This is a genomic window from Roseicyclus mahoneyensis (assembly GCF_003148775.1).
Lineage (GTDB): Bacteria > Pseudomonadota > Alphaproteobacteria > Rhodobacterales > Rhodobacteraceae > Roseicyclus > Roseicyclus mahoneyensis.
This window is the reverse complement of the sequence record NZ_QGGW01000003.1, coordinates 395,737-414,522: the sequence shown is the minus strand read 5'-3', so window position 1 is coordinate 414,522 and position 18,786 is coordinate 395,737. Positions and strand designations below refer to the sequence as shown.

Genomic DNA, 18,786 nt, shown 5'->3' with positions numbered 1-18,786 from the left:
CTCCGCGCATAAGAGACGTCGCAAACGACGTCGTTATGCACGTGTCTTAGGACCTCACGCCGAAATCCGGCAGGCGGTGCCAATCGGGCGGTTACGCGCGATTGTGCTCGGGGCTGCGATAGGCGGAGCGGACGATGAGCGGCTTGCCCAGCCGGTCGCGCAGCGCCTGCAGCTTGTCGAGCGCGGGCTCGTTGATGAGCAGCTTGCCGGTGCCCCGGCAGGCGATCTCGGCCGGGCTGAAATTCGGCCAGCGCCAGGCGCTCTCCGGAACGTCGCGCCAATGGCGATGGAATGTCTTGGTCATTGGGTCCTCCGAAAACGAAAAACCCGCCTCGAGGGCGGGTCATTGCGGGCTGATGAATGGGATGGGGCGCGGCTACGGGCCGCCGCCGAAGATCTTGAGCTTGATGGCGATGCCCGCGAGCAGCGCGAGCATGACGCCGGTGGTGATCATGCGGACGGCGGTCTGCATCGCCGTGCGACGCACCAGCCGGATGCAGTCAACGAGCGAGCGCAGATCCCGGATGTCGAGCGCGGCCTCGTCGCCGTCGAGGCCGACATCGGCGAGCGCGCGTTTCGCGCCTTCCTCCGCCGCCCGGGTCAGGATCGCCTCGAACTCGGCGTCCGGCATGCGCACGAAGCCCTCGGATCGGGGTGGGTTCATCGGGTTCCTCCTTCCCCAGCTCAGCCGATCTTGCAGCCCCAGAAGGACGTGTGATCGGCGGCGAAGTAGCCGTCCGCGACCCGGAAATACCCCTGCAGCTCGACGGTATCGCCGGCAGTCAGCGGCACCATGGTCTGCAGCCAGATCGCGGTGGCGAGCGAGACGTGGGTGGCGGAAATTTCGCCGAGCGAGCCGCGGATCTCGGTCGTGCCGTTCAGCACGAGCCGCCCGCGCATCCTCGCCGTGGCGCTGGCGTTGATCTTGTAGAGGAGCGTCGCGCCGAAGAGGTAGGTGCCGTCGACCGGCGCCACAAAGTGGTTGTTTGCGGCGTCGAACGCCCCCTGATCGTTGTAGTCGGTGTTGTTGAGGCCGATCATCGTCCAGGTCCCAACGCCGACGTAGTTGTCGTAGTTCGTGTACGCCTTGAAGCGCGGCAGCCGGGGCTGGTCGACGATGCCGGTGGCGTTGTCGACGCTGAGCCCATCGAAGAAGGTGCTGCCGTCGGCCGAAACCGCGAGGCGGAAGCGGTCGGAGCCGAAGAGGCCGACCAGCGCCTTGGTCACGAAGCCGGTCTGCAGCGTCAGGCCGAGATCGTCGCCCGCAGCCTCCTTGTTCATGGTGTAGAACAGATCGCCGGTGCCGCCCTCAGCCACGGTCTTCGCCGTCCAGAGCGCGGCGTTCAGCTTGGCCGAGAACGGGTTCGACGCATCCGCCGTGGTGCCGAGCCCAAGCAGCGCCATGTTCTGCAGCGCCGCCGGTGTGGTGCCGATCCAGTCCGCGTCGTCATAGACCAGCAGCAGGCCCTCGTCCTCCACCCATGCCCGCCAGCCGGTCCGGGGTGGCAGGCGCAGCCAGGCGCCGTCGATCCAGAGCGCGACGTTCAGGTCCCAGCCCGCCCAGTCGCCCGTCGCGCCCGAGCCGACGATGTAGCGGTCGCCATCGGCGGGCGAACCGGGCGGCGCGGTCAGGTCCCGGTCGAGGACCGAGAGCTGCACCAGCCCGTCGAGCAGCCGCAGCGCCTCGTTGTGGGTGACGTGCTTCTGGGACTGCGCCGCGAGGACATACGGAAGCAGGAGATGAGTCGTGGCGTCGGACATGGGATGACCTTCAGAGTATCAGCGTGACGGTCTTGGGCGCTCCTCGCCCGCGGAGGGCGGAAAGCTGGAAGATGCGGATGTCGAGCGTGTCGCCGGGACCGAGTAGCGCGCCCCAATCAGCGGTCTGCTGGGCGGCGGCGTAGAGCGCGCTGGTGCTGGCCGTGGACAGGGTTCGCTTCACGACCGCGCCGTCGAGGATCTCGACCTCGTAGGCTTCGAGTTCCTCTGCGAGCGATGCGTCGACCGCGCCCCAACTGTCTGCCGAGAGCGCACGCGACCTCCGCGTCCAGCTTATGGTCAGATCGCCGGGCATGCGGGGCTTGCGCCACGGCTGCGCGACATGGGCGACGGAGAACGGCCGCAGCCCGACGCCTTCGGGCGTGAAGGCCTGCGCCACATAGGTCTCGTCGCTGACCGGGCGGCTGGCGGGGCCGATGCGCCAGTTCCACGGGATGCCCAGATCGGCCTCGGCGATCGGCAGCGATGCGAGGCTGTCGGCCAGCACCACCACCCGCGCGCCAACCGGCGCAGGGTTACCCATCGCGCCTTCCGTGCCGCGTTGGCCGCGCAGAAGCCGCGTCAGTTTATAGCGACCCGGCGCCAGCAGCTCAGCCGCGCCCGCCTGCACGATCTCCCAGTTGCCGGGCGCGCTCTCGATGGCCAGCGCGTTCGCCCCGCCGAACAGCGTCAGGTCGGTGACACTCTCCAGCGTGCCGGTCAGCAAATCGACGTTCAGCGCGTTTCCGAGATCGAAACGGGACGTCGGCCCGGCATAGAAGTCCGAGACCAACATCCCGATCCGGGCGCGGCTGCCAAACGTCGTCAGCAGCTCGAAGCCATCGGTCGAGGGGCTGCGAAACACCGCCATCTCGCCCGGCCAGGGAACCGCGTGCGCCGCAATGAGGGGCCGATGCGCCGGCTGGTCCTCGGTGAGCTGCGGCAGGTCCAGCAGCACCGCATCCGGCGCGCCGAACACCACGGCCCGCGTCAGCGACGCCGCGCGGGGATCGCCGGGCGGCAGATCGTAGGTCGCGCGGTCCTGGCGGACCGCCTCGATCCCGCGCGCCTCGGCGTCGGCGATGGAGACGAGCCGCAGATCGATCAGCCGCCCGTCATGCTCCAGCCGGATCGCGTCGGCTGGATCGAGCGCGAGACCCGACGGCGGTAGACGGAACGCCGCTGTCTCGCGCCCGACCCACGCCTCCATCAGGGCGCGGCGGCAGCGGCGTTCGGCCTCCTCGGGCGGCACCGCCATCGGGAAGCTTTCCGAGGCGATCCTCGTCGTGTCGACGGTGATGCGGCGCGCCTCGACGAGGGCCGCGTCGTAATCCTCGTCGGCGCGGGCGACCTGCCATTTCAGCGCCTGGGGCAGTTCCGTCTCCTGGCCCCGCGTCAGTTCCAGCACGTCGCCCTCGCGGGCGGCGACCAGATCGTCGGGCCCGAGGGTGGCGACGGAAGCCCGGCCGCGCATGATGAAACGGATCACGCCCTCGGTCTCGACGGCATCGAAGCCGAAATGCCGCGACAGCGTGGTGATCGAGGCGCGCGGGCTTTCCAGCGCCGTGATGGCGTAGCCCTCCACCGCGCCCCAGAGGCCTGTGACGTCGATCCGCGCTTCGGGCAGCCCTGCGCGCAGGCACAGGTGCCGGACGAGGGCCGCCAGCGACACCGCCCCGAGCCGCCCCGTCAGCCAGTGCCCCAGTCGCCAGTTCGCGCCGTCCGTCCAGACGTCGGTCAGCGCCGGAAAGAATGGATAGGGCCGCGCGTCCCAGGTCCAGGCCGCACATTCCGGCACATGCACCATCCGGCCGCCGTAGACCGAGGACAGCGGATTGTTCGCGGGCTCGCCCCACCAGAGGTACGTCGCCTCGAGATAGGCCCGCTGGATGGCGTCATCGCGCCAGCCCCGCGAGAAATGCGGCGTGAAGCTCTCCGATGACTTCGGGTCGAAGAAGACGTTCGGCTGGTTCGTGCCCCGGTCAATGGCCGGACAGCCGAGCTCGGTGAACCAGATCGGTTTGGACTGCGGGGCCCACGCGGTCGGCGTTCCGCTCTCGACGCCTCCGGGACGGTCGTAGTGCGGGTTCGACCACCAGGCGCGCAGATCCTTGTAGCGGAAGACCCACGGCTTTGCCGCAGCACCATCGGTGATCGGCGTGCGCACCTGCGCGGATCGGTCAGCCGCGCTGGCATAGAACCAGTCGAAGCCTTCCCCGCCCGCGATGTTGGTCTGCAGGTAGGCCCGGTCGTAGATCGCGGGCCAGCCCTCGGCCGCGTCCGCATGCTCGAACCCGTCGCGCCAGTCCGACAGCGGCATGTAATTGTCGATCCCGACAAAATCGATCTCTGGATCGGCCCAGAGCGGATCGAGGTGGAAGAACACATCGCCCGAGCCATCGCCCGGCTGGTGCCCGAAATACTCCGACCAGTCCGCCGCGTATCCGATCTTGGTCCCTGACCCGAGGAGCAAGCGCACATCCGCGAGCAGATCCCGATATGCCTGCACCGCCGGATAGGTGCTTGCACCCGAGCGGATCGTGGTCAGCCCCGGCATCTCGGTCCCGATCAGGAAGGCGTCCACCCCGCCCGCCGCCGCGCAGAGATGGGCGTAGTGCAGGACCATGCGCCGCAGGCCCCAGTCGCCGGAGGGTCCGATCCAACTCACGCTCTCGCCCGAGACGCTGAAGCTCGCAGGCGTGGCCGCGCCGAACAGCGCCGCGACCTGGCTTGCGGCCGTGGCGGTCTTGTCCACGGTCCCGGCGAAACCCGCGGCGGGCGAACAGGTGATCCGCCCCCGCCACGGGAAGGCAGGCTGTCCCGTCTCGGCCGCATTGTCCGAATACGGGTTCGGCAGCGTGTTGCCGGGCGGCACGTCCATCAGGATGAACGGGTAGAAGGTCACCCGCAGCCCGCGCGCCTTCATCTCCTGGATAGCCTGCACCACCGCGAAGTCCGACGGCGTGCCGCCATAGACCGGGCGGTCCCGGTCGTCGCGGCTGACGAGGAAGGCGCTGGCGCGGCTCACGCCGTTGACCGACCAATTGGCGGGCGTCGTCGACTTGGCTGACACCTCGACGCCCGGCCGTACCTTGCAGGATCCCGCGCGCAGGTCGTCGCCGAACCACGCCACCACGAGGCTGACGCTTGTCACAGCCGGGGCCATCGCCTGCAGCCGGTCGAGCGCCTCCACCATGTCGGTGGAGTCGGCCAGCGCGTTCAGGTTCTCGGGCACCGTTGTGCCGCCATCGGTCTTGCGGATCGCCCGCGTCGCATAGGTGAACTCGCCCGAGGCCGGGATAATGGTGACGGCGCGGGTCAGGCCCTCGGCGGTGTCGGGATCGGCGAGCGGCCGGAACACCTCTAAGGACAGCTGCGGCAGGCGGTTGCCGTAAGTCGAGAGCGCCAGTTCCTCGAAGACCACATAGGCCGTCCCGCGATAGGCAGGCGTGCTGGCCGCACCCATCTTCGCGGCGATGAACGGATCGGCCGTCTGCGCCTCGTCGCCCGGATACCAGCGCCAGGTGACGCCGGAGAGATCCATCGGCTTGCCGTCGGCCCAGATGCGCCCGATGCCGGTGATCGGACCTTCGCAGAGCGCCACGGCGAAGGAGGCGTAGTACAGATACTCGGTGGCCTTGACCTTACCGCCCCCGCCGCCCTTGCCGCCGCCCTGCGTGGTGGTCTTCGTCTCCTCGCGGAAATCGGTCGCCCATATGATGTTGCCGCCCATGCGCATGCGTCCGTAGAGCCGCGGGATCACCGCGCCCTCCGTGGCGGAGGTGATGCGCAGCGTGTCGAGTTTTGCGCCCTCGATGCGCTGCGTGGGCGCCAGCGACGAGATGATCCAGCTGTCCACAACCGAGCCGATGGTGGAGCCGACGAAGCCGCCGATGGTCGCGGCGCTGACGCCGAGGATCGCGCCGCCGATCGAACCGCCAATGGCGGCGCCGGCGGCACCGAGGACAAGCGTTGCCATGTCGGAGTCTCAGCGTTGCGGGAACAGGAAGGCAAAGGCGATGCGCCGCCGCCAGGATGGGGTGAGCGGTTCCTCGATCACGCCGAGCCGCTCGTAGGCATGGAGGAAGCTGTCGGGCCCTGTGAGGATCCCGACATGCTTGGCGATGGCGCCGGGCTTCATGCGGAACAGCACCAGCGCGCCGGGACCAGCCTCGGCCGGCGACACCTCGATCATCATGCGCCGCGCGCCTTCGGCCAGAACCTCGCGCGGCCCGGTCTCGCCCCAGTCCCGGCTGTAGGGCGGGATCGGGAACGGCTCTGGGCCCACCACCTCGCGCCAGACGCCCCGGGCCAGCCCGAGGCAGTCGCAGCCGACGCCGCGCAGGCTGGCCTGGTCGTGATACGGCGTGCCGAGCCAGGACCGCGCAATGACGACGACGCGGGCGGGATCGGCGGAGGTCACAGCACGCCGCCCTCGTGCCCGCCATCCTTGGTGGCGTAGCGGAGTACGGCGTCCTGGCCGGGGATGTGTGGGAAGCCGCGGAAGTTGGCGGTGTTGGCGAACTTCGCGCCGCAGGTTTCCATGCGCTTGTCGCAGCCCGCGCGGATGGTGAAAGCGTCGCTCTCGGCGATCGGGCGCACCGGCGCTTCGAGCAGGGTCAGCACGGCGATGCCGTCCGTCACGTCATGGCCCAGCACCTCGGTGCGCCGCCCGGCGTTCGCGCCGCTGGTCCATTCGAGCGTGCCGAAGGTGAACCAGCCCGCCTCGAACCCGCCGAGCCCCGAGGCGGTGAAGGCCCGGTCGCGCAGCAGATCGATCACGGCGCCCGTGCCCTTGTAGGCGGGATCCTCGAGTTCGACGCCGCAGCGCGCATCGCCGAGCGCAGCATCGCAGGTCGTTTGAAAGGTTCGCCCGACCGTCTGGCCGAGCACATGGGCGAGCGAGCGCACCTCGGCCACGAAGGCCAGCCGCCCGCGCCGGATCTGGCCGATGGCGCCGCGCCGCATCAGCACGCGCTGGCCCGTGTCCGCCCAGTTCACGCGCCAGACTTCGACCTCGGCGTTGTCCCAGCGGCCGTCGAGGATGTCGGTCTCGGTGATCCGGTCGGAGGTCAGCACGCCCTCGGCGTCCTGCGCATCGACCGAGAGGTCCGAGCCCGAGCGGACCTCGGACGCCGTGAGCCCGCTCTCCGGCTCGAAATCGGTGCCGTCGAAGCTCAGCGTTCGGTCGTGGTCAGTGAAACCGAAGGTGACGCCATCGGCCCGCGTGATGCGCCAGCACCAGGCGAGCGTCGTCGTGCCCTCGTCGAGATGGGCCTGCAGCACAGGATCGAGAGACTTCATCGGCGCAGTTCCAGCAGCGGAATGGAGGTGATCGAGCCGAGCCGCTCGAGATCGAGCGTCACGTCGAGCACGTCGGTGTCGAAGCGGACCGGCACGTCGAACTCGAAGCCCGCGGTGATCGCGACGCCGACGCCCGGAGCGGCGCTGAAGGTGACGATGCCGGTCGTGGTGTCGACGGACCAGCCGGAGGGCTGCTCGACCCCGCCGAGCGCGATGCGCACGCTGCCCGCCACCGGCTTGGCGATGGCGCGCGTCCAGGATTGCGCGCCGGAGGCGTAGTGCTTCACCAGCTGGAAGGCGGTCGTCGCGCCGGCGCCGGTGCCGATGGCCTGATCGGTGGACGATGGCGTGCCCGAAGGCAGGCAGGACTTGTGGTCGCCCCAATCCTTGAAGCGGAAACCGTGGAGCCGACCGTTGCGCGCCTCGAAGAAGGCGACCACCGCCGCCAGATCGTCCGCGCGGCGGATGCCGTAGGCGACGTCGTAGCGGCGGCGCGAATTTGCCCAGCTGGCGTTGCGTTCCTCGTCGCCCGAGGCGAGCTCGACGATCTGCGTGCGCCGTTCCGGTCCGCCGCGCGCGCCGCGGCTGATGTTGTCAGGGAACCGGACCTCGTGAAACGCCATCACATGCCTCTCCGCCCGAGCGAGACCGCACGGGCGATGTCTGCCGCGACTTGCGTGCGGGATTGCCGAAAGCTCTCGGCGTCGCGCGCCATGATGGTGACGTTGACCCCGCCCCCCGCGCCGTAGCTCTGTGCCTCCCGCCGCGACAGCACCCGCTCGCCGCGCTGCAGGATCGCGGGCACCTCGTCATGGCGGAGGCCGGCCATGCCGCCGGAATGCATCCGCGGCGCAGCGGCGAAGGCCATCGCCGGGACCATGCGCGACGGCCCAGCCGATCCGACCATCCCGCCCGCATGCAGGACGTTGGCGAAGATGCCGCCCGCGCCGGAGAACACGCCGGAGAGCGCGTTTGCGATCGGCCCGAGGATGAACCGCCGCGCCGCCAGCTGGGCGAGATCGGCCAGCAGCGAGGTGACCAAGTCGCGGAAGTTCAGTTTGCCGGTCTTGACGAACTCGCCCACCGCGTTCTCCGCCGACTGGAAGGCGCCGACGAGGCTCTGGCCGATGTCGCCACCGATGTCGCGGGCCTTGCTGGCGTAGTCCGACAGCGCCGCCGTGACCGCCTGCCAGCCGGTGACGGCAGCCTCGGTCGCAGGCTCCGCCGCAGCTGCCGCCGCTCCCGCAGCGGCACCAGCATCGGTCGCCGCGCTTCCGGCGCCTTCGAGCGCGGTCTCGAACCGCTCGGCAGCAACGGTGGCCTCGGCCAGCACATCGGCCCCGTCCTCGTCGGTCCCGCGCACCGCGTCGCGGAGCGCCTGCCAGCTTTCGAGGGGCGCGCGAGCCCCTTCGGCCAGATCGCGCGCAGCGCCGCGATAGAGGTTCGCGGACTCGAGCGCGCGGTTCGTTGCGTCGGTCAGACCGAGATCGGGCGCGGAGAGCGGATTGTCCTCGAAGGCCCTGTCGAAGGCCGCCTGCGCCACGGTGGTCGCGGCCGTCGCCGCCCCTTCGAAGCGGTTCTCGATCTCGCCGAGGTCGAGGTCCGGCACCAGCGAGATGCGCCGCTCCGATCCGAGCGCTTCGAGCCCCTGGTTGATCCCGCCGATGAAGCCGTTGATGCGCGAGACCACGCCGTTCAGCATCGCCTCGACGCCGTCGACCAGGCTGTTCGCCGCCTGGAACGCCAGATCGCCGATGGCGGCGGGCAGCAGGCCCCAGATCGCCTTGATCGCCTCGTAGGCGCCCTCGAAGGTGTTCGCGGCGGTGTTGCCGAAAGCCACGACGCTCTCGATGGCGCTCTGCATGCCCGACGCGGCGTCGGCCTTCAGGTCGAAGAACATCGCCGTGGCGGCTGCACCTGCCGCTGCAGCGCCCATCCTGATCCGTTCCCAGACCTCGACCGCCAGGTCCTTCAGGAGCGACATCGCCTCACCAAAGCCGCCCGCTCCGGAGACGAGGCGTGTGAACTGGTAGACGAGCTCGCCTGCGCCGACGATCAGCGCCCCGATGCCGGTGCGGATCAGCGCACCGCGCAGGACGACCAGCGCGGTGGCAAGGCCGCGCACAGACAGGGCGGCAGCGGCTATCCCGGCGACCCAGCGGCCCGCGAGAAAGGCGGCGAAGGTGGCGGCATAGGTGGTCAGTCGGCCGATGTTGTCGAAGAGCCCGCGGATCGCGATGCCGAGCGGCCCCGTGCGGCTGGCCACCGCCGCCATGGCATCGGCGACGGCTTCCAGCGCAGGCGCTGCGGCGACGGCGAGCTGGTTCGACAGACCGCGCCAGATCAGACCGAGCCGAGAGATGGCGTCGTTCGTCCGCTCAATCTGGTCCGCATCCTGCTCGGAGACCACGACGCCGAAGGCGAGGACGTCCTCGGTCGCCTGGCGCAGCGTCGCGGTGTCGATCCGCGACATCGCGATCGAGCCTTCCTCGCCGAAGAGCTGGCCTGCGACAGCCGCGCGTTCGGCGGCGGGCACGAAGCTCTCGATGGCCGCGTTGATGGCGCCGACGCGCTGGTCCAGCGGCAGCGCGATCAAGTCGGTGGCGGAAAGGCCCAGCCGGTCGAGCGCGTCAGCGGCAGGGCCGGTCCCGGCCGCCGCCTGGCTGAGACGGCGCGTCAAATCCTTGGTCGCCTGCTCGATTCCGGACATCGACACGCCCGCCAGTTCCCCCGCCCGTTCCAGGGTCTGGATCGAGGCGACCGTGGTGCCGAGGGACTGCGCCAGCTTTGCCTGCGCATCCACCGTCTGCAGGCCGGAGCGGATCATCGCCACGCCCGCGGCGGCAGCGGCTGCCACCGCTGCAGCGGCGGCCACGCGCACACGCCGCGAGAAGGCCGCAAGCCGGGCGTTCGCCGCATCCATCTCCCGGCTCAGTCGTCCAAAGCCGCGCGATCCGGCCTCGCCCACGCCTTCCAGTTCGGCGCGCACTTGTCGGCCGCCGACCGCGGCGAGGCGGACGGACACACGCTTTTCAGCCATCGGGGCGTTCCATCTGTTCGTTGAGCTTGGCGACCATCACCGCTTCGATGACGGGCAGCAGTTCGGCCATGGCGAGCGGGGGCACGCCGAGCGCGTCACCGAGCGCCAGCGCCGCCGACATGTCCCAGCCGATCACCGCGCCGGGCAGGACACGGAGCTGACCGCCGAGGCGGCCGACCAGGTCCCAGACCTGCCAACCCTCCGGAGTTTCCGGGCGGTTCAGCCGCGCCGGGCAGTCCGGGCAGGCTTGCGCGCAGGCTTGGCAGTAGCGCTCGCCCCCGCCGAAGGACCATTCGGCGAGAGCGCGGAGACGTTTTTTTCCTGTTCCAGCAGCAGGCCCTTCGAGACGTAGGTCAGCTGGAAGGCCTCGAAGATCGGCCAGACATCGAGCAGGGCGTCGATGGCCTCGGGGCTTGGGTCGACGGGATTACCCTCCGCATCTCCGATACCGTCCCAGGCGAGCACCGCCCGGCGCGCCAGCGCCTTGGCAAAGGCGACCGCGCGCTCCTCGTCGGACGCCTCCTCGGGCACGGCGTCCACGGCCGGATCGCTGCGGGTCGCCACCATCAGCGCGGTGGTCAGCGGGCGCAGCTGCACACGGACGCCGGGCGCGAGGTCATGCCAGCGCGGGGCATTCGTCAGATCGAGCGTCAGCATCAATAGGTCTCCACGTCATTCACGAGGGTTGCGGTGCACATCCGCCCGACCACGCTGTCGCGCGCGGCCTGCCAGTCGAAGGTCGCCTGCACCCCCTGCGGCCCCGAGATCTCGATGCGTGGGCGCGGCAGATAGACGGCGTGCACGGTGAAGGTGAAGCTTTCGCCCGAGGGCAGGACGTAGGCGAACTCCATCTCGCAGGCCTCGCCGTTGATCGCCTGCGTCACCAGCGTCTGGTCGGCGAAACGCACCTCGATCCGGCCCGTCAGCGCGGCAATGGATGGATCCGCCCCGTCGATGCGGCCGTCCGAGCGGATGGTCTCGATCCGGTCGAGGTTGTTCGCGTAGGTGATCTCGGCCGAAACCACGTTGCCGAGCGCCGTCCCGTTCCGCGTGATCGCCCCGTTGAAATGCCCGAAGCGCTTCAGCTCCAGCGCAGCGGGTGTCCCGGCGCTGGTGGTCGTGCCCACCGTCTCGCCCTGCGCCACCAGCCGCGCCGTCGCAGTCAGCAGGCCCGAGCGCTGCATCTGCCAGGTGATCTGGTCGAGCACGCAGCCGGAATACATCGCATACCGCGGGATCTCCGGCATGCCGGTCTCGATCGACATGCTGGGCAGCGTCCAGGACCCGGACTGGAACTCGTGGCTGTATGGCGCTTCCGCACCCGTGGTCGTGGGTGCGCCGAACGCCGCTTTCAGCCAGAAGCCGAAGACCTCGGCGTCAAGCGGCACCACGACATCGCCGTCTGCCGTCACCGCGTCCTTGATCGGCGCCAGCGGATCGCGGCCGTAGCCGAGAAGCTCCGAGTTCAGCAGCGGCTGCTCCGCGCCGAGCGAGGTGCTGGCGAAAGGCATGCGGGTGAAGCCGCTGGCGGGCGGCGTTCCATAGGTGGTCTCGAACGCAAGCGCCATCAGCGCCCGCGCCCCCTGCGCTCGTGCCATGGTGTTCTCCTCGGGTTGTCGGGGTCAGGCCAGTTGGTCGGCCGTGGAATAGTGCAGCACCACCGGGATCACGGCGGCCTTCAGGCTCGCCGCGCCCTCGACCGGCAGATCAACCGGGCGCGGGGCTTCCGCCTCGACCCAGTCGCAGAGCCCGCCCAGCGTGCGGTCGGCGGCGAGTGCCGTGCCGATGCTGGCGGTCAGCGTGTCGAAGGCGGCGTCATGCGCCGCGCCCTGAACGACCGCCTCGATCTCGGCGCGGTGCTGATAGTGGTAGCGGAGCGGTGACAGCGTCACATCGGGCTCGCCCGGTTCGCCATCGCGCAGGATCAGCAGGCCTTCGGCCGGCATCCGCTCGGGCAGCACCTCGCCGCGCAGGGCGGTCGCGGGCAGCGCCGAAAGCCGCGCGTGCAGCGCGGCGAGGATGGATTCGCGAGAGGAAATCATGGCATTACTTATCCATGGCAGATGTTCGGCACGAGGTGCTGGGCTATGGCGAAGGACTTGAAAATGGACCCAGATATAGAGACGCCGATTACGGCTCTGGAAACGGCCTTGCAGGTGCCTTTTCGCGAGCAGTATGTCCAGAAAATCCAAATCGACATGGGTCTTGTGGAGCGCCTCTACTGGACGCTTAAAGCACATCACACACGCCACCGCGTAGAGAAGGACGGCGGCCTGTTTAGGCCAAATCTTAACTTTGTGGGTTTTGGGCACGGTGCAATGTGCAGGCGGGATTTCGATGGGCTTCGTGTCGGCGACTTCCTGCCGCGCGTCGGTGACCTGGAAATTCAAGATGATTGGATCAAGAGTTGCCTACTTTTTTCAGATGAGGTTTTGATCGAGGATCCGATATTTGCGTTTTGTCGCTGGGTCTTGGTCGAGCCAACAAGCATGCCCAACTTTCCCGCCCTCCGCGAAAACCTTTTGAAGCTCTGCAGCATGCGTCCTCTACTTGAGGCCAGGCTGCTTAGAATGACGGCATTTTTTCCCGAACCCATCCGAGGTGCCGAGAGCCGGATTCAGTTCAATGACGATGGATCGCTGACTATTGGAAAGGTCTCAGCTGTCACCCGTTTTCAGAACCAGGGTGCTGTTGAGCACGCATTGGCTGCGATGGGGGTCAAGGTTCCAGCTCAGGTTAAGGACTCCGAGTGGGCGGATGCCTATCTGAGCATTCCGAATGAAGAGGATTTCAATTGGCTCTATATTCAAAGCGAAAGCATGATTTACGCAAGAGATGATGGCGCACCTTTCCAACCATTCTTGTATGGGCCTTATCAGGCCGACTTATTCACAAAGCTCGTGAAAATCGCACCCGAAACCTATTTCTCGGAAATGGTACGATGTCAGGACCTTTCCAAAGTAAATTCGCACTGCTCTATCGCCGCCAATGATCTAAAGATGGCCGATCTCGTCTCCATTCGTAAGGACGAAGAAGTATTTGAACGCTGGCGCCAGACGGTGCGAGCCTGCATGGACAGAACCCGTGAGCACGTAAAGAAGGGATTCTCGGAGCCACAGATCTTCGCCCAGCAGATGGCGGAAGCAGAACGCGAGTGGATATCCGATATTAAGAAGAGCAGAAAGGGCGTTATTGGATCAATCACAACCGAAGGTAACAGCATTTGCGTCGGTGCGGTGGGCGCTGTCCTCGGAGCGGTCTTCACAGGTGGCAATCCAATCGGAGCAGCCGCAGGGGCTCTTGGTGGCTCCGCAATCGGCGTACTGATGAAGTCCCTGAGCCAAGCTGAACGATTCGAAGCCGAGAAGGCCGCAGCGTCATTTTTTGTGACTTTCAACCCTCCTGATATCCGTTAGTCTTCTTCTTGGGCAATTTAACCGCAGTTATCACAACCGCCCCTCCACCCAGTTCGCGACGATCAGTCCCGGCACGCTGTCCAACGCCCGGTCTGCATCCCGTGCGAGGTCCAGCCGCTTCGGCAGCTTGACCTGCGGCACCAAGAGGAAGATCGGCGCGGTGACCTTGCCGCGCCCGGTCTTCGAGCGCGACACCACCGCCTGGCCCTTCGTGTTCAGGCGTCCCTCCGCCACCAGCAGGCTCGGGCCAGTGCGGCGATAGACGAACCGCAGGCGGAGTCCGCGGCGCCGCTCCCATTCGCCGGGCGTGATCCGACCGCCGCGCAGGGACTTGCCTGCGGCGGGCAGCGGGATCGCCAGCCAGAACCCATTCTTCGAGCGGATCAGCGGCCCAGTGTCATGGGCACCGACGATCACCGGGGCCTTCGACCAGACCAGCGCCGCGGCGTCGAGGCTCTCGCCCGACCTCGGGAAGTTCTGGCTCCGGATCGAGTTGGCCAGCCGTGTGCCGAGCCCCGCGCCGGTGATCTGCAGCCGCCACGCCGATTTCAGCCCGGTCCCGGCCTCGCGCATGGCGGCCGTCACCGCGCGTTCGCCCGCCGCGACCTCGGCCGCCATCATCGCGACGATGTCGGGATCGATGTCGAGCTTCAGTTTCATCGCGGTCACGCCGGGCGCAGGTCGACGGTCCAGACCAGCCGCTCGCGGTCACGGACAGGCTCGCCCTGAACGAGGAAGGCGTCGCCGTCGATCTCGATGCGGTCGCCGGGGCGCGGGTTCGCCACCTCGGCGACGCGCAGGTCGATCCGGGTGGTCTCGGACCAGAGCCGGGCATCGCCGAAGTCGGCGACGGCATCCGCGCGCCTCGCGACGACGCGCACCAGCACAGGCGCGCCGCCATCGGCGATGTAGACCGCCTCCCGTCCGATGTTCGGATCGGCGAAGAGCGCGCCCAAGGCTGCGGCGAAGGCGCTCATCAGAACGTCGCGTTCAGGCGCACCCGGCCGATGGTGTCGCCCGCGCCGCTCGCCACCGCCTCGACGGCCGCGCCGACCAGCGTGTTGTCGGTGGCGACCGTGGTGCAGCGCTTGTTGGTGTCGTCCCAATAGACCTTGGCGCCGACCGTCCACGCCTGCGAGCCGACCTTGGTGATGTCGAAGACGCCGACGAGCGCAGTCTCGACGGGTTCGGCGATGGCGGCGTCCCCGGCGGCGATGCCGAAGATGGAGCCGACGAGCAGGCCATCGCCGGAGGCGACGGCATAGGGCGCGGTCAGGGTGAGGTTGTTGCCGGGCTGGACGTAGTTTTTCATGGGGTGATCCTCGTGGAAAGACGACGGGCGGCCCGATTGGACCGCCCCTGTGTCAGTGTTCAGGATGGTGTGCGGCTTACGCGCCCGGGTTCTTGTAGAGGCCGCGCCAGTCGATGGCCTTGGCGCCGAAGTCGAGGCGGCACTTGATCTCGACGCCGTCGACGTCGAAGCCGTTGCGCGTCTCGATGTAGGCGCCCTGCTGTCCTTCGAGATAGGCGTACTCGATGGTGTCGATCTGGTTCGGGCTGGCCGCCAGATACCAGGCGGTCTCACTGGCCGCGTCGAGCCGGGGCTCGCTGATCGGCGCCAGCGTGCGGATCGACTGCGGCACCACGCTGGACGTCGCTGCGGGCACCAGGTTCTGGGCGACCAGCTGCTCTGCCTTCAGTTCCAGAGAGGCGGGCACGATCAGGAAGGCCGGGCGGACGTTCAACACCGTCTTCTTGTCGAGCCCCGTCTGCTTGGCCATCGCCGCCCGCGCCGCGCCCACCGCCTCGACCGCCAGTGCAGCGCCGGTGCCTGCAAGGTTCTTGTGGGTGGTGTGGAACAGCGCGTTGCCGTCGGCCATCGACGGGTTGGCGGTGATGATGCCCCAGACCACGTCGCTTTCCAGCTGGGCGATGGAGTTGCCGTACATCGCCGGGATCCGGGTGAAGGCGTCGAGATCGTCATTGATCAACGTCTGGCGGGTGATGGCGACCACCCTGCCATAGGTCTTGACCTTGTAGCTCTCCTTGCTCTCGCCGAGCGTGCCGCGCTTGAATTCGCCGCTCTCGCCGACCTCCAGCAGCTGCGGCGCTTCGCCGAGCTGCACCCGGTGCATCGCCTTGAAGTCGGTGGCGAGCACCTGGCGGCAGAACAGCATGAAGGTGCGGGGATAGGCCTCGTAGGCCTGCCGCAGGGTCTTGTTGGTGACCGCCGACAGGATCTCGGGGAAGTCCGAGGTCGAGTGCAGCGCCCGCGTCGCCACCTCGTCGCGCGAGAGGCCGCGCGTGTTGACGCCCGCGTTGCCGAGGCTTTCGCGGGCCAGTTCCAGCAGGGTCATGCCGCGATACTGACGCGCGGCGTCTTCCAGCTGGAAGAGCGTTGGACTGTAGCGGTGCAGCAGCGCATTCGCCACCGCGTCGCGGCGGGTGATGCGTTCGTCGCGCCCGCCGAGGGGGACCGAGACGTGCGGGAAGGTCCGGGTCTCGTCGGACTTCGCCGCGACCTGATCGAGGATCAGGCGACGGGACTCGTCGACGCTGACGCCGCGCTTGACCAGTTCCTCGGCGAAGCCGCGCTCGAGGTTCAGCCGCCCGGCCAGATCGTAGATGGTGGAGACGCGGTCACGCTCGGCGTCGCGGGCGCGGGTGGCGACCGCTTCGGCGTCGGGCGCGGGAGCTACCTGTGTCTTCGGCTGCGCGCGCGTCTCGCTGGCGAAGACCTTCGGGTCGGGCGCAGCCGGTTTCGGCTCGGTCATGGCGGTGTCCTCGGTTTCGACCGGCTCGGTCGGCTGGGTGGTGGCGGGTGCGGCGTCGCTCGCCGGGGTCTGGGTCTTGTCCGTCATCGGGGATGCTCCTTGCGGTGTGGGGGCGTCCCGGCGGTGAAGGACGCAGTCGTGAAGAGGATGCTGGGCGCGGAAACCCGCTGCCGGATCGGCGCCGACCGCGACGGCGGAGACCTCGAACGGCGTCCAGTCCACCGCGCGCCAGAGTTCTCGGGCCGCCTCGGGCTTGGAGACCTCGAAGCGGTGGACCTGGTAGCCGATGGAGACCGCCCGGATGTGCCCGGCCTGGATGTCGCGCCAGATCGGCTCGACGTCGGCGCGTTCGCTGATCCGCACCAGCGCGATGCCCCGGCCATTCTCGATCCGGGCCGAGCCCGGCACGACCGAGCCGATCACCGCGTCGAGCGTGTCGAGCTCGTGCACCTTCAGGAACGGCGCGCCCGCGTTCAGCCGGTCGAGCCGGACATGGGAGGGGTCGAGGCTCAGTTCCTCGTCATAGGGCTCGCCGAAGAAGGTGGCGCGGCGGACGCGCGCGCCTGCCGACCAGACCACCTCGACGGTGCGGCTGTCGGCATCGGCCGTGTTCGGCGCAAGCTCCGCCGCGCGCACGCTTCGCGTGCCAATCATAGAATAGGCGGCATCCGCCGCCGGGCGCATGGCCGGCAGTTCGATCATCGTGTCCATGAAGGTCAGTCCTGTTGGTCGGCCTGCGCCGGGTCATTGTCCGCGTCGGCGGCCGGGTCGTCGGTGTCCTGTTCGTCGGCGGCTTGATCGGTCACCGGATCGCTGGCCCCGTCTTTGGATTGTGCGCTGCCGGTCTTGGTGACGCGGCGTGGATCGCTGTCGAGCACCAGCCCCAGCGCGTCGAGCTTGGCGTTGGTCGCGGCGATCTCGGCCAGCACCGCGTCGGGATTGCGTCCCTGCCGCGCGATCACCTCGGCGAGTGTCATGGTGCCGGAGCGGATCGACAGCAGGTTCGCCATCGCGTCCTTCTGCGGATCGACCGCCTCGAACTTCGGCGGCGACCATTCGACCGGCACGATGGGCGACGGGATCTGCCCCGCCGCCCATGCGGCCTCCGTGAACCAGCGCCAGACCGGCGCGCAGAACATCGGAATGAACAGCTGCCACTGCACCGCGTCGATCTGGCGGCGGAACTCGACGAGCCCCGCCCGGATCGAGGAATAGTTGACCTGGCTCAGGTCCCCCGTCAGCAACTCGTAGGGCACCCGGAACCCGGCCGAGATCGTGTGCAGGCTCGCGCGCTTGTATTCGCCATAGCCGCCCGTCGCCGCGGGCTGATTGAACCGGATGTCCTTGCCGCCGCGGGCATAGGCGATGAGCCCCGGCTCGAACTGCTCGACCCGGTTGCCATCGGCGTCGACCACGGACGGCGCGATGCCCTGCTGCGCCTCGTCGTCGCCGAAAACGACGGCGGTCACGCAGGCCTCGGTTTTCTTGCGGACCAGTTCGGCCACCTCGTAGTCGTCGAGATCGCGCAAGGACCGGATCACCGGCGCGCCCCAGGGGACGCCGCGCGCCTGCGTGCGCTGCTTCTCGTAGACATGGGCGATCTCGGTGGCCGGGACCGGGCGGCTCTGCAGACCGTTCTGCAGCGCCCCATAGGCGTCGCCCGGGTGCTCGGCGTGCAGCCAGTACGCGCGGCGCTTGCCGACCGGATCGAACTCGATGCCCTGAACCAGCCGCCCCGCGCCGATTGCGCCGGATTTCGTGGCGTCGAGGAAATCGGCCTCCAGCACCTGCACTTGCAGCGGCACCGGCAGACCATCCAAGGATCGCCGCAGACGGCGGCGCACCAGCACCTCACCCGCCTCGACCATCTCGCGGCAGATAAGCGTCTGCAGGCCGTAGAAGTCCAGCTGACCGTCGGCGTCGCACTCCGCCGTCCAGCGCTCGAAAAGGGCGTCGACCTTCCGGTCCAGCGTGTCGTCGCCACTGGCGGCGCGCGGCATGATGCCCGCGCCGATGATGTTGTTGACCAGCACCGCCACGGCCTTGGCCGCGTGCGGATTGTTGCGCACCAGATCGCGCATCCGGTCGCGCAGCAGCGCCCCGGCCACGCCGATCTCGGTATCGGCTGAGGATCCCGGCGCGCGCCAGCCCTCCGTCCGCCGCCCGCGCGCCGCGCCGTCATAGCCCCGTGTCAGGGTTTCGAAGGCCTGACGCGCCATGAAGCGACGTGCCGCCATGCGCGGCGCCACCGTGGCGATGGCGTGATCGAGCCAGGTCGCCGACATCACCGATCCCCGCGCGAGAAGCCCGCGAGCCCGGCCACCGGCAGCGGCCGCGTCGTTCCCGCGATGGCCCGCTCGATGGTGCGGATGCGGGCGAGCAGGTCCTCGGCCGAGCCGTAGTCCACCGACTTGCCGTCATAGCTGACCCGCGTCGTGCCGCTGGCATAGGCCCGGCGCAGCGCCGAGAGCTCGGTTTCCGTCCAGTCGGTCAT

18 protein-coding genes and 1 pseudogene are annotated in these 18,786 nt (G+C 68.6%); 1 reads left to right on the top strand and 18 read right to left on the bottom strand.

All coding sequences use genetic code 11. The features are described 5' to 3' along the window. Positions 1-94 precede the first annotated feature (94 nt). The 12 genes and pseudogenes from C7455_RS09205 to C7455_RS09150 form a co-directional block, all read right to left on the bottom strand. Positions 95-304 (bottom strand): annotated as a pseudogene (locus tag C7455_RS09205) (D-Ala-D-Ala carboxypeptidase family metallohydrolase); the annotation flags it as partial. A gap of 72 nt (positions 305-376) precedes the next feature. Beyond that, entirely contained in the window at positions 377-664 is a 288-nt protein-coding gene (locus C7455_RS09200; RefSeq protein WP_075784372.1) for a DUF6127 family protein, read from the bottom strand. 20 nt (positions 665-684) lie between these two features. Next, positions 685-1,761 carry a DUF2793 domain-containing protein gene (locus tag C7455_RS09195; RefSeq protein WP_109667510.1) on the bottom strand — a complete coding sequence of 359 codons (1,077 nt, stop codon included), beginning with the start codon at positions 1,759-1,761 and terminating at the stop codon, positions 685-687. Positions 1,762-1,771: 10 nt separating this feature from the next. After that, on the bottom strand, positions 1,772-5,737 hold the full coding sequence (locus tag C7455_RS09190; protein ID WP_109667508.1) for a baseplate multidomain protein megatron: 3,966 nt from the start codon (positions 5,735-5,737) through the stop codon (positions 1,772-1,774). Positions 5,738-5,746: 9 nt separating this feature from the next. Continuing rightward, a complete protein-coding gene (locus C7455_RS09185) occupies positions 5,747-6,181 on the bottom strand; it encodes an NlpC/P60 family protein (RefSeq protein WP_109667507.1) in 435 nt (144 codons plus the stop codon). Next, positions 6,178-7,062, bottom strand: a complete 885-nt coding sequence (locus C7455_RS09180; protein WP_109667505.1) for a DUF2163 domain-containing protein — start codon at positions 7,060-7,062, stop codon at positions 6,178-6,180. The genes C7455_RS09185 and C7455_RS09180 overlap by 4 nt, the downstream gene beginning before the upstream one ends. Next, positions 7,059-7,685 (bottom strand): DUF2460 domain-containing protein, encoded by a 627-nt coding sequence (locus C7455_RS09175; RefSeq protein ID WP_109667503.1) that lies wholly within the window; start codon positions 7,683-7,685, stop codon positions 7,059-7,061. Before C7455_RS09175 ends, C7455_RS09180 begins: the two co-directional genes overlap by 4 nt. Continuing rightward, positions 7,685-10,102 (bottom strand): phage tail tape measure C-terminal domain-containing protein, encoded by a 2,418-nt coding sequence (locus C7455_RS09170; protein WP_109667502.1) that lies wholly within the window; start codon positions 10,100-10,102, stop codon positions 7,685-7,687. The genes C7455_RS09175 and C7455_RS09170 overlap by 1 nt, the downstream gene beginning before the upstream one ends. Next, positions 10,095-10,238, bottom strand: a complete 144-nt coding sequence (locus C7455_RS20475; protein ID WP_245629257.1) for a DUF7697 family protein — start codon at positions 10,236-10,238, stop codon at positions 10,095-10,097. Before C7455_RS20475 ends, C7455_RS09170 begins: the two co-directional genes overlap by 8 nt. Positions 10,239-10,321: 83 nt before the next feature. Continuing rightward, the gene (locus C7455_RS09160) at positions 10,322-10,759 is read right to left on the bottom strand and encodes a hypothetical protein (protein ID WP_109667500.1); all 438 of its coding nucleotides are present in this window, start codon (positions 10,757-10,759) and stop codon (positions 10,322-10,324) included. Then, positions 10,759-11,700: a phage tail tube protein gene (locus tag C7455_RS09155; RefSeq protein ID WP_109667498.1), complete on the bottom strand. Its 942-nt coding sequence runs from the start codon at positions 11,698-11,700 to the stop codon at positions 10,759-10,761. The genes C7455_RS09160 and C7455_RS09155 overlap by 1 nt, the downstream gene beginning before the upstream one ends. A gap of 24 nt (positions 11,701-11,724) precedes the next feature. After that, on the bottom strand, positions 11,725-12,144 hold the full coding sequence (locus tag C7455_RS09150; protein WP_109667497.1) for an acyl-CoA transferase: 420 nt from the start codon (positions 12,142-12,144) through the stop codon (positions 11,725-11,727). A gap of 45 nt (positions 12,145-12,189) precedes the next feature. Between C7455_RS09150 and C7455_RS09145 the strand changes: the two genes are divergently transcribed. Next, positions 12,190-13,518 (top strand): hypothetical protein, encoded by a 1,329-nt coding sequence (locus C7455_RS09145; RefSeq protein WP_146199969.1) that lies wholly within the window; start codon positions 12,190-12,192, stop codon positions 13,516-13,518. 30 nt (positions 13,519-13,548) lie between these two features. Here C7455_RS09145 and C7455_RS09140 read toward each other — a convergent pair whose 3' ends face one another. From C7455_RS09140 to C7455_RS09115, 6 genes are all read right to left on the bottom strand, one after another. Beyond that, positions 13,549-14,178 (bottom strand): DUF6441 family protein, encoded by a 630-nt coding sequence (locus C7455_RS09140; protein ID WP_109667493.1) that lies wholly within the window; start codon positions 14,176-14,178, stop codon positions 13,549-13,551. A 5-nt stretch (positions 14,179-14,183) separates the two neighbouring features. Beyond that, a complete protein-coding gene (locus C7455_RS09135; protein WP_109667492.1) occupies positions 14,184-14,495 on the bottom strand; it encodes a head-tail joining protein in 312 nt (103 codons plus the stop codon). Then, positions 14,495-14,830 carry a DUF2190 family protein gene (locus tag C7455_RS09130; RefSeq protein ID WP_109667490.1) on the bottom strand — a complete coding sequence of 112 codons (336 nt, stop codon included), beginning with the start codon at positions 14,828-14,830 and terminating at the stop codon, positions 14,495-14,497. The genes C7455_RS09135 and C7455_RS09130 overlap by 1 nt, the downstream gene beginning before the upstream one ends. Before the next feature lie 76 nt (positions 14,831-14,906). Beyond that, on the bottom strand, positions 14,907-17,003 hold the full coding sequence (locus tag C7455_RS09125; RefSeq protein WP_109667489.1) for a prohead protease/major capsid protein fusion protein: 2,097 nt from the start codon (positions 17,001-17,003) through the stop codon (positions 14,907-14,909). A 5-nt stretch (positions 17,004-17,008) separates the two neighbouring features. After that, on the bottom strand, positions 17,009-18,577 hold the full coding sequence (locus C7455_RS09120) for a phage portal protein (RefSeq protein ID WP_109667487.1): 1,569 nt from the start codon (positions 18,575-18,577) through the stop codon (positions 17,009-17,011). Beyond that, entirely contained in the window at positions 18,577-18,786 is a 210-nt protein-coding gene (locus C7455_RS09115) for a phage head-tail joining protein (protein WP_028030714.1), read from the bottom strand. The genes C7455_RS09120 and C7455_RS09115 overlap by 1 nt, the downstream gene beginning before the upstream one ends.

Excerpts from the sequence above, each read along its gene's own strand:
- C7455_RS09195 (WP_109667510.1), bottom strand. The coding sequence starts at position 1,761 with ATGTCCGACGCCACGACTCATCTCCTGCTTCCGTATGTCCTCGCGGCG.
- C7455_RS09135 (WP_109667492.1), bottom strand. The coding sequence starts at position 14,495 with ATGAGCGCCTTCGCCGCAGCCTTGGGCGCGCTCTTCGCCGATCCGAAC.
- C7455_RS09175 (WP_109667503.1), bottom strand. The coding sequence starts at position 7,685 with ATGGCGTTTCACGAGGTCCGGTTCCCTGACAACATCAGCCGCGGCGCG.
- C7455_RS09160 (WP_109667500.1), bottom strand. The coding sequence starts at position 10,759 with ATGCTGACGCTCGATCTGACGAATGCCCCGCGCTGGCATGACCTCGCG.
- C7455_RS09150 (WP_109667497.1), bottom strand. The coding sequence starts at position 12,144 with ATGATTTCCTCTCGCGAATCCATCCTCGCCGCGCTGCACGCGCGGCTT.
- C7455_RS09120 (WP_109667487.1), bottom strand. The coding sequence starts at position 18,577 with ATGTCGGCGACCTGGCTCGATCACGCCATCGCCACGGTGGCGCCGCGC.
- C7455_RS09115 (WP_028030714.1), bottom strand. The coding sequence starts at position 18,786 with ATGACCGACTGGACGGAAACCGAGCTCTCGGCGCTGCGCCGGGCCTAT.
- C7455_RS09180 (WP_109667505.1), bottom strand. The coding sequence starts at position 7,062 with ATGAAGTCTCTCGATCCTGTGCTGCAGGCCCATCTCGACGAGGGCACG.
- C7455_RS09140 (WP_109667493.1), bottom strand. The coding sequence starts at position 14,178 with ATGAAACTGAAGCTCGACATCGATCCCGACATCGTCGCGATGATGGCG.
- C7455_RS09155 (WP_109667498.1), bottom strand. The coding sequence starts at position 11,700 with ATGGCACGAGCGCAGGGGGCGCGGGCGCTGATGGCGCTTGCGTTCGAG.
- C7455_RS09130 (WP_109667490.1), bottom strand. The coding sequence starts at position 14,830 with ATGAAAAACTACGTCCAGCCCGGCAACAACCTCACCCTGACCGCGCCC.
- C7455_RS09200 (WP_075784372.1), bottom strand. The coding sequence starts at position 664 with ATGAACCCACCCCGATCCGAGGGCTTCGTGCGCATGCCGGACGCCGAG.
- C7455_RS09190 (WP_109667508.1), bottom strand. The coding sequence starts at position 5,737 with ATGGCAACGCTTGTCCTCGGTGCCGCCGGCGCCGCCATTGGCGGTTCG.
- C7455_RS09170 (WP_109667502.1), bottom strand. The coding sequence starts at position 10,102 with ATGGCTGAAAAGCGTGTGTCCGTCCGCCTCGCCGCGGTCGGCGGCCGA.
- C7455_RS09125 (WP_109667489.1), bottom strand. The coding sequence starts at position 17,003 with ATGGACACGATGATCGAACTGCCGGCCATGCGCCCGGCGGCGGATGCC.
- C7455_RS09145 (WP_146199969.1), top strand. The coding sequence starts at position 12,190 with ATGGCGAAGGACTTGAAAATGGACCCAGATATAGAGACGCCGATTACG.